This is a genomic window from Parabacteroides sp. (assembly GCF_977054455.1).
Window position 1 is genome coordinate 85,094 of the sequence record NZ_CDRTCT010000023.1, and the last position, 10,062, is coordinate 95,155.

At 46.6% G+C, this 10,062-nt stretch carries 7 protein-coding genes and 1 pseudogene; 1 reads left to right on the top strand and 7 read right to left on the bottom strand.

The genetic code is table 11. The features are described 5' to 3' along the window. Positions 1–144: 144 nt before the first annotated feature. The 4 genes from ACW6QF_RS12800 to ACW6QF_RS12815 all read right to left on the bottom strand — a co-directional run bounded on the left by ACW6QF_RS12800 (position 145) and on the right by ACW6QF_RS12815 (position 6,385). Positions 145–1,449, bottom strand: coding sequence for a S28 family serine protease (locus ACW6QF_RS12800; RefSeq protein WP_456088118.1), 1,305 nt, complete (start codon positions 1,447–1,449; stop codon positions 145–147). Between the two features lie 4 nt (positions 1,450–1,453). Further along, on the bottom strand, positions 1,454–2,383 hold the full coding sequence (gene queG / locus ACW6QF_RS12805; RefSeq protein ID WP_456088119.1) for a tRNA epoxyqueuosine(34) reductase QueG: 930 nt from the start codon (positions 2,381–2,383) through the stop codon (positions 1,454–1,456). Between the two features lie 148 nt (positions 2,384–2,531). Then, on the bottom strand, positions 2,532–3,140 hold the full coding sequence (locus ACW6QF_RS12810) for a polysaccharide deacetylase family protein (RefSeq protein ID WP_298553305.1): 609 nt from the start codon (positions 3,138–3,140) through the stop codon (positions 2,532–2,534). A 2-nt stretch (positions 3,141–3,142) separates the two neighbouring features. Continuing rightward, entirely contained in the window at positions 3,143–6,385 is a 3,243-nt protein-coding gene (locus ACW6QF_RS12815) for a protein O-mannosyl-transferase family (protein WP_456088120.1), read from the bottom strand. Positions 6,386–6,879: 494 nt separating this feature from the next. Here ACW6QF_RS12815 and ACW6QF_RS12820 point away from each other — a divergent pair. Then, positions 6,880–7,044, top strand: a pseudogene (locus tag ACW6QF_RS12820) (Fic family protein); the annotation flags it as partial. Between the two features lie 160 nt (positions 7,045–7,204). Here the strand turns inward: ACW6QF_RS12820 and ACW6QF_RS12825 are convergent. The 3 genes from ACW6QF_RS12825 to ACW6QF_RS12835 all read right to left on the bottom strand — a co-directional run bounded on the left by ACW6QF_RS12825 (position 7,205) and on the right by ACW6QF_RS12835 (position 9,747). Then, a complete protein-coding gene (locus ACW6QF_RS12825; protein ID WP_456088121.1) occupies positions 7,205–7,834 on the bottom strand; it encodes a hypothetical protein in 630 nt (209 codons plus the stop codon). Positions 7,835–8,114: 280 nt separating this feature from the next. Further along, positions 8,115–8,534 (bottom strand): hypothetical protein, encoded by a 420-nt coding sequence (locus ACW6QF_RS12830; protein ID WP_456088122.1) that lies wholly within the window; start codon positions 8,532–8,534, stop codon positions 8,115–8,117. Then, on the bottom strand, positions 8,476–9,747 hold the full coding sequence (locus tag ACW6QF_RS12835; protein WP_456088123.1) for a hypothetical protein: 1,272 nt from the start codon (positions 9,745–9,747) through the stop codon (positions 8,476–8,478). Before ACW6QF_RS12835 ends, ACW6QF_RS12830 begins: the two co-directional genes overlap by 59 nt. Positions 9,748–10,062: the final 315 nt, after the last annotated feature.

Genomic DNA, 10,062 nt, shown 5'->3' on the forward strand with positions numbered 1-10,062 from the left:
GAAACACATATACAAAGATAATTATATTTTGTTGAAAAGCGGTCGTTATCCATTATTCTTTTGAAACTTGTCCGAATGATAACCCTATGCTTTACGATGGCTAACCCTATGCTTTAGCCATCGTAAAGCATAGGGTTATAGATGCTATTCCGCCAGCCATTTGTTGATCTGCGTCAGTATCTTCTCCTTCATGTCTTCCGGCATGTTGCTGATACGGGCGCGGTGGCTGCCTCCGGGCTGGATGTAGACTTGTTCGTTTACCTTGCCTTTGAAGGTCGGGACGCGGGTGGCGCTCCACGGATCCACTTCGCCATAGATGAAGATCATCTTCGGATCGTTGTCACGGAGGAAATCATAGACTTTATGATAGAGTTCGGGGCGGTATTCAACTTTGTCGACCAGTTCTTTCGGCAGCATGATGCGGTTCAGGTATCCCTGGCTGTTGTCGATTGTCAGGTATTTCCTGAACGGTTTCGTGTCGTAACCGTAGTAGCCCAATTCGCGGGCAGCCTGCACGAAGAAGGAGATGTTCGGCTGGTCTTCGGCAAAATAGTCGGGGCCGCTGATATCGGCCAAATGGTAAAACAATGTCTTTGTATCGGATGTGAGCGGTGGAATCACACTGGTCGGCGTACCCCATTGCCAAAGGGCGAACGGGTATTCCAAAACACAATAATCCAATACTTCGGCCATCGGAATACGGAATTCCAGCTTCTTGTCTTTGCAGAACTTTTCCAGCATCGGGACGATTTCGTCCTTGTGTTTCAGGATTTCGGTTTGGAAAGCTTCGATCTTTTGGCGGTCTTTCTTCGTGCCGACCTTGCGGAGGAAAGGTTCGTGGCGCCCGTCTTCCACACCGCGGTTCAAGGGGGCTACGTAGGGGACGGAGAAATCTACGTCGTCCGGGAACCAGGCGCGGTACAGGCAGGTGGTCTGTCCGCCTTTGCTGATGCCGGTACTGACCCATTTGCCGGCGTACAATTGCTTGAATGTACGGTTGACATTATGCAGGTCGTAGGCCGAATTCTCTGCCGTCAGGTAGTCCCAATTGCAGGGTTCCGGGGTGGATTCGAGGAAATAGCGGTATTCCACGAAGATGAGGTTGGCGTTGAGCAGTTTTGTCAACTCTTCCTGATAGCGCGGGTTGAGGGCGTATGCCGCTCCGTAGCCTTCGGTCACGAGGATGGTCGGGCGGTCGAAGCCGGCGTGCCCGATGATCACGCGCTGCGTGAATGTCCCGGCTGCCGGGTCACGATGGTCGACAGGCTGGGTGATGCGTACGAGATATTTCTCGGCATAATGATCCGATTCCAGCTTCTCGATGCCGCTGATACCTTTCAGTCCTTCTAATTTCTTTTGTAATTCCTGCGCGTTACCTGCAAATGCGACTGTCATCATCAACAGGAATGTGACGAGGCATGGGGATAAGGTTTTCAATGTCCTTCTCATGGTATTAATCTTTTAAGTTATGTATGTTTCGTATCAATCCTTCGTATTTGGCTCTTTTGACCGCCGATTTGGCAAATATACGATTATATTCTTCACGGGAAAAGACCTTTAGATCCTCTTTTCGAAGAGAAAGCAAAGCCGATGCCGGGCGGAAGGCCTCTATCCGCGTCGGGCGGGCGAAACGGTTCCAGGGGCAGACCTCTTGGCAGGTGTCGCAGCCGTAGAGGCGGTTACCGAGGCGGGCGGCCTGTTCGGCGGGGATTTCTCCGCGATTCTCGATGGTGAGATAGGAGAGGCATTTACGGGCGTTCAGATGGCGGGGACCTTCCAGCGCTTTTGTCGGGCAGGCATCCAGGCAACGGGTACAACTGCCGCAACGGTTCTTCTGCGGTGTGTCGTACTGGTCCGCTTCGAGGGTGGTGACGATTTCTCCCAAGAAGAAGAAAGAGCCTTTACCGGGAATAATCAGGTTCGTGTTCTTCCCGATCCAGCCCAGTCCGGCTTTCCAAGCCCAATAGCGTTCAAGGATGGGAGCGGAGTCGGTGAAGAAGCGGGCGTCTCCTGCATCGGCCTGTCCCGTTCCCGTGTGCGGCAGCAGTGTGGCCCATAGGCTATTCAGCATCTCTTTCAGGACGAAATGGTAATCTTTTCCGTATGCGTAATAGGCGATATGAGGCGCTTCGGGCGGAAGTTTCTGTTCCGGATAATAGTTCAACGCCACGGATATGACTGTCTTGGCTCCTTCCACCAACCCGGTGGGATCAAGCCGTATTTCGCGGTGGTTCTCCATATACGCCATCCCGGCATGGTTACCCTCCTTCAGCCACTTGTCAAAAAAAAAGGCTTCGCTGTCTGCGGTCGCCACTTGTGCGATCCCGCAGGCATCGAAGCCGATCTCTTTTGCTTTCTCTTTTATTTCGGTAGCTGGAAACATATTATATAGGGAAGAGCCAGGTACGCGGATGACGCGGATTAAGCGGATGAACGCGGATTTAAAATAAAAAATCCGTTTCTATCCGTTTAATCCGCGTCATCCGCGTACCTGGCTCTTATTCATATCTGTTTTTTTATGTAAATACTATTTAAAACACTTTGAACTCATATCCCTGCGCCTGCAACCATTCGATTGCTCGCGGCATGGCTTCGCGCATATTGCTTTCGGCTTTCAACGAGTCGTGGAAGACAATGACAGAGCCGTTTCTCGTATAGTTTTTGACGACGTTGAAGACGCCGTTCGGTGTCATGTGCGGACTGTAATCGCGTGTCACCACGTCCCACATGATGATCCGGTAATGCCTCCTGAGCCATATTACCTGCGGGAAACGCATGTGTCCGTGAGGCGGACGGAACAGGTCGCTTTTGATGTATTCGGCAGCCTTTTCCACATTCGCCAGATAGTTCTTGGTCCAGAAGCGGATGCCTTGGATGTGGTTGAAGGTATGGTTGCCCACACGATGTCCCCGCTCCAGTACCATCCGGTAGATCTCCGGATGCTTGCGGACGTTGTCCCCGACACAGAAGAAGGTCGCCTTTACGCCATATTTGTCTAATATATCCAATACCCAAGGGGTAACCTCGGGGATCGGGCCATCGTCGAAGGTGAGATATACACACTTCTTCTTTGCCGGAATCCGCCAGATTACCCCTGGAAACAGGACCCTGTAAAACCAGGGCGGTTGTTCTATAAACATATCTATTCTTTGCGTCCAACCGATTCGTAAGCCATACGGTAGTTGTCAAACTCTTCCTGGTATTTCTTATTGAATTCGGGGTTGTAATGTTTGTTGATTAACAATACTTGATTCAAAACCTGCATGTCCTGTAACAATTCTGTTTCTACGGACGCCAATTGCACTGGGTTCAAGCGGAAGTACCAGTTAATGTTACGCATCATGTTATCGGCAATGCCTGTAAATATTTCCGCCGCTTTCTCTTTCTGGCCCAGCACGTAATAGAGCTCACCGGTTGAAAGAGCCGTGTAGTCGAGCGGAACATTTTCCGGCGGCAACACCTGCATACATTTGTCCAATACTTCCAGAGCCTTGTCGTTCTTGCCTTCTTTCACCAATGCCTCTGCCAGCTTGTTGAACAGCAGCAAGCGGTAGCTCTTACACATGCGCATTACATTTTCGTCGATGTAAACGCCCGGTTTATCCACGCCACCCCATTTGAATTTGTTCATCACGTTGTCATACATCTTGTCGGTGTTGACCGACTTGTTGGCATTTTTCGGAACGACCTGGTAAGCCAGACCGGTCTGTTCGAAGTAACCGTCCAGATTGACGAACTGGTCCGGGCTGACCGTGATCGCGTAGTACATCGGACGTTCGAAGTTGTTCGTCTGCAACATGTCGAGGATCGTCAGTTCCTGTTTGCCCAGCGCATTTTTTCCGGCAAGGTTGATCATCATCTTGTCTACCATGCCGTCTGTCTTGCCGCCTAAGATCTTGGCTCCGGCGACCGAGTCGACTTTGTAGTACAGCTTGTCGGCGGGGATATAATCGAGTTCCTGGTTGATACCCGGAATCTTCTTGAACTTCGGATCGTCGCTGCGGACAAAATTCAAGGCCGTGTTCAGGTCGATCGAATCTTTTGTCAGCGGGAATACATAAGCAGCATCGCGGGTTCCTTGTATATATTGGTCGCGTGTCCAGGTGATCGGCAGCGGAGCGGACTCGTAAGCCTGTTTCTTCATCTGGTCAATGTACCAGTCTGTCTGCAGGTAGCTGGTGTTACATACGCGGACATCGGTACGGACGCCTTCTACCTCTTGAGCATACCACAAGGGGAATGTGTCGTTGTCGCCATTGGTGAAGATGATGGCATTCGGCTCGCAGGATTCCAGATAGTTGGAACCGAAATCGCGGCAGACATAGCGGCCTGAACGGTCGTGGTCGTCCCAGTTCTGTCCGGCCATCTGGATCGGTATGAACAGGCAGAGCACGGTTGCCACCGATCCGGCGATAACCGGACTCAGTTTGCCGTATCGCTCCAATCCCTTTGCCAGTGCCGCGACACCGAACCCGATCCAGATACAGAACGCATAGAACGATCCGGCATACGCATAGTCTCGTTCACGCGGCTGGTACGGCGTCTGGTTCAGGTACAGCACGATAGCCAGGCCGGTCATGAAGAACAGGAAGAAGGTCACCCAGAAACTCTGGATCCCTTTCTGTCCCGAATAAGCCTGGAACAGCAAACCTAAAATACCTAACAGCAACGGCAGCATATAATAGACATTGTGCCCTTTATTATTGATAATATCGAACGGCATATCTTCCTGCGGACCTACCAGCACTTCGTCGATAAACGGAATACCGGTAATCCAGTTGCCGTTCAGCACCTCGCCATTTCCCTGGATGTCATTCTGACGGCCGGAGAAGTTCCACATGAAGTAGCGCCAGTACATAAAATTCAGTTGGTAGGAGAAGAAGAACTTCAGGTTTTCCGCGAATGTAGGCTTCATTACGCTTTTCATTTCTCCACAATAGTTGTATTTCACCGGTTGGCCTTTTACCTGCGCCCAGTCCTTGTAGGCCTGGACATGGCGCGGATCGGAACTGTACATACGCGGGAACAACATGTTCAGTTCGTCGACGTATTTGTATTCCTGATCCGTGCGCGACACATAATAACGGTCTTTCTCGTTTTTGTCCTTCTTGATCACGCGGCTCCAGGTCGGTTCTCCTTCTGTCGTGACAGGCACGCAACTTCCTCCCTGGTTTTCGCGCTGTACTTCCGAAACGTAGGTCTGTCCGTAGAGGAGCGGGGTTTTGCCATACTGTTCGCGTGCCAGATAGGTACGCAACGTAAAGATATCGCTCGGCGCGTTCTGGTTCATCGGCGTGTCGGCCGTTGCACGGATCAGCGTCAGTGCATACGAAGAATAGCCCACAACGACTACCATCAGGCAGACCAGGATCGTATTCAGCGTCTTGATATCCACCTTCTTGCTCTTGAACAGGTACAGGCTCAATGCAGCAGTCAGGATGACCGCCAAAACGTAGCCGCTACCGATAAACGGAATACCGATCAATACGACCGACAGGATGAAAGCGATCTTCATGCGTGTCGGATGGATCTCGTCGCGCATGGTTTCCCAGATAGACCAGATCAACACGCCTGCCACAATGATCACATAAGCAAATACCCCGGAATTGTAAGGCATGCCTAAGACGTTGACAAACAACAGTTCGAAATAGCCGCAAACCTCGACCAGTCCCTGTACGACGCCGTACATCATCAGCGCCACGATGGCGAAGGAAACGAGCAGGGCAACCAACGTACCCTTCATCGTCGGGTTCGGGAATTTCTTATAGTAATATACCAGCACGATAGCCGGAATACACAACAAGTTCAGCAAGTGGACGCCGATACTCAACCCCATCAGGTAAGCGATCAGTACGATCCAACGGTCTGCATGCGGTTTGTCGGCAACGGCTTCCCACTTCAGTATCAGCCAGAAAACAACCGCTGTAAAGAGGGATGAATAGGCATAGACTTCCCCTTCCACGGCACTGAACCAGAACGTATCGCTGAATGTATAAGCCAATGCTCCGACCAGACCGCTCCCCATGATGGTAATCATCTGGCCTAAAGAGGCTTCTTCTCCGTCTTTCACCATGATCTTGCGTGCAAGATGAGTGATACTCCAGAAAAGGAACAGGATTGTCAATCCGCTAAACAGGGCGGACATCGTATTCACCATCTTTGCCACTGTGGCAGAGTCGGATGCAAGTTGTGTAAACAGGTTGGCCGTCAACATAAAGAACGGTGCTCCGGGCGGATGCCCTACTTCCAGCTTGTAAGCCGAAGAAATGAACTCACCGCAATCCCAGAAACTGGCAGTGGGTTCCATAGTCATCAAATAGACGGTCGAAGCGATCGCAAAAACGATCCAGCCCAACGCGTTGTTGATCAATTTATACTTTCCCATACTTTGTATAAAGTGTAATAATTAATTGTCTTAATTTTGTATCCTCACACGGACAGTCGGCCGCAAAGGTAAGCATTTACGTTTAATACCAACGCTCTGATACGCTATAAATTGTGTGGAAGAGATTAGAAATATATTAAAAGAATCCGTTGAATGACAGTCTGAAATCTGATAATTTGCCGACATTCGGATGACAACAAACCGACATCTGCGGACAGGATTCGTATCTTCTTGGTAGAGAGGTGTGGATTTATAGTTTTTGTTTCGAATCCACTGTCTCCTGTAATTTTTGTATAGTGGAAATTTTAGGGATATATAAAAAAGGATTAATTGAAAGTGGTATATTTGTACACGAGGTTATCAAGGTTGTTATTTCACTTTTACCGTTATAAAATGAAATAGTGATTTTCTTATTTCACTTTTTGGCTGAAAAATGAAATAAGGGAATGGTATAACTCAGTGATAAGAGTCCTAATTTTAATATTGTAATCGATATGAAAGAATTTAAATCAGGTCTGTATATAAATCAAGGGTATTATAAAAGTTTCCAGCCGAACCCGATTAACCATAGCTGGGTGATTGATAATATGGAGATAATCACTTTGTTAAGTAAGGCGGACAGGATGTTGGGGCGGTTGGATGAGCATGCATTCCAAATTTCATAGGCATACAGTGGTTTTCCCGGACGATCCGGAGGCAAACAGGCAAACGTTTCTGGTGAGTGTCGGAGAAAAAGCCTTTTCCCGTTTCAAAAAGACGAAACGGAAAGGAAGGCTTTTTTCTGCTGACGTGGGAAAAAGGGCGGATTATTGTTGTCTTTTATTTGGTAACAAACGGAATGTACACCGATAACATCAAATCGGACAAATGCCCCCGGCGCCCGAGTGCCGGACCGTCGTTGAAGTGCTTCAGCGTGTTCAGGCAACCATATTGATAGGACAGTCCTAATTCGCAATGTTTGCTCAACCGGTAGCCGACTTTAGCCATTATGGAAAGGTCGAATACGGCTTGCGGTTGTACATATAATGTCGGAGTTACGCCTAATCCGAAATGGAATTTGTCGGTGAGGCGATAGTTCCAACTGGCGGCAATGGAGATCGGCATGATGAAATCAGTAAAACTTTCTCCGGGTGGGATGACATAGTCTCCTTCCGGTATTTTATCAATATCCCCAAGAAGAAGTGCTTTGTATTTGTAAACTTGCATCCATTGAAAACCGACTGTTGCATCCAAGTCGAGAAAATACATTTGATTTGCTAAGAAACGGAATCGATAGCCAAGCATTCCATTCGCTTTCACATCATTATTATATCCATAATGAGGAGTTGTCATATACACTGCGCCATCGTGCATCGGAAACCCGGCACCAGCACCGACCAACAAACCGTGTTCGGTTTGAGCGAATGCGGTAGTTGAGATGAGTAAAAGTAAAAATAGAATCTTTTTCATGAAATAATTTATTTGTTATTATTATGACGGCAATTTCTTGAAATCCCCTACTGGCAGATGAAATTTTTGCATGATTATTACCAATAGTGTTTTACTGATAAAGTTCCTAACCCTTGGTGGGCTTGCGGAATTTCATTTGACCAAATTCCATGACAAAGGTGCAGGTTTGTTTTGGAAAAGGCAAAAAATGGTCAGAAGAGATATGGATAAGGACCGATTTATATGGACATTATTTGTAATGTATTATTTATCAATAAGATATAGAATAAGAACATGAAGGTTAAACCGCTGTATTCTCCGATATTTTTTGGATAATAAACTCACAAATACCCGTTTTTGAATTGGTCAGTTTTAATGCTTGGCGAGTTCTGAGCCTGCGCTTATTGGCTGAATCGGGATTGATTCCTAAAAGTATGGCTTCTGATTTTATACTGATATTCAGGAAGCTAAGACAGCAGGTTTCTATTTCGGCTTTTTTTAGGAGTGCACACTCTTGTACGGCAGCCTGCCAGTTCGGACATATAGAGTCAATTTGTTCTTTCAAGTTCTCCCAGTCTTGTTCGGAAAGCATTTGTCCATATTTTTCTTTGCTGTTCAAGTGCTCTTTCAGTTTCAAGAAATGGGTTGAATGTTGTAATTTCTCATATTTCAGCAAAAAAACTTCTTTTTGGGTTTGGAACAACTTTTTGCTTGATTTCATTTTCCAGTTTGGACAATAATAGCTCTTTTTCGTCCAGCAGTAACTGTTGCTTGTTGATTTTGTCTAATCTTTTCCGGTCTTTATACAGATAAAACGAAACACCGGTTAAGCCGGCTATAAAGATAAATCCGATTAATGAGCGGATGATGGAGTATAACTTTTGATTTTGTCGAATGACAGTCAGTGAATTATGCCGTTTTTCAGCATCGATGATATCGACCTGTTTCTGTTGGTCATACAAACTATCTTTTGCCTCGTAACATTGTTCAAGATACCGGAATGCTTCCGAGATATTGTCTGCTTCTTTTTCGATCAGGTAGCTTAGGTATAAATGGTCGGATGGTGTGTATGGATTGTAGGTCGGACGATTTGCCATTTTTGCGTAATAACGAGCGGAATCTAACTGACCGTAATTATAAAACAGTGTACTTAAAGACAGATAAGTAGGAGCATTATCTATCGTGTCATAAGCCAGACTCCTGAAAAAACAGGACTTTGCCTTGTCTATTTGGTCCAAGTGGTCATAAATATTTCCTAATCCGTTTGCAATTGATGCTATTCCTATGGAATCATTCATCCCTGTAACGATCGAATCCGCTTGCAGCATCAGGTCAAGTGCAAGAGACAAAGAATCGTCGAATACCCACGTTATGCCGATATCGCGCAGAGCGAACGCATAACTCCTCATATTATTTGCTTTTTTGAAATACTCGGTAGCTTCTTCATATTTCCGCCGTTCTTCGGAACGCTGCCCGGTGTAAGTGTACAAGTCTGCCATATAGCTGCAAATATATCCTGCCACATTATATGAATGTTTCTCTTTTGCCAAATCCAACGCTTCCGAATATGCCTTTGTTGCCGGGATGAAAAGTTTGTCTTCCACATACGAACGTCCTAAGTAGAGGCCGATCCAAGCTTGTTGCTCTGCCGTCCCGTGGCTTTTATACCAGTCTAAGGCACGGTTGAGTTGTTCGGTGTAAAGCATATCCTTATACAGTTTATCCGCCGCCCGGCAAAACAGCATGCACCAACGGGCGAACTGCCGTTCGTTCAGTTTGTCCGGCAGTTCGATATTCTCCAATATGGCGTATGCGCTATCCGGATTTGATGTCAACAGTGTTTCCGCCCGATCCATCTGTTCCGAGACTGCCTGATTTTCTCTGCAAGAGAGAAGGAAAAGGAATAAGAAGATGAACAAGAGTATATTTTTCATAGGTATAAAACTGTCGTAATATTATTCTCCGCTATAAAGATATGCAAAGTAATGCAATATCTTTTGAATATCAATGAAAAATGACAATAACCCTTCTGAAATGGCAATATCGAATAAATCTCTTCATTGATAGATGTTTACATAAATTGCTTGTTTGTTAAAAAATATTACCCTTGCATGTAATTCGGATGGGTCTTGTTCACTTTTGCTGTATGGTTACTTTTTGTGTATTTAATTAATAAAAGAGCACAGCTTAAAAAATAAAAGTCTATATTATAAGTGCAAACAAAAATATGGACAAAATCATTAAGCTGT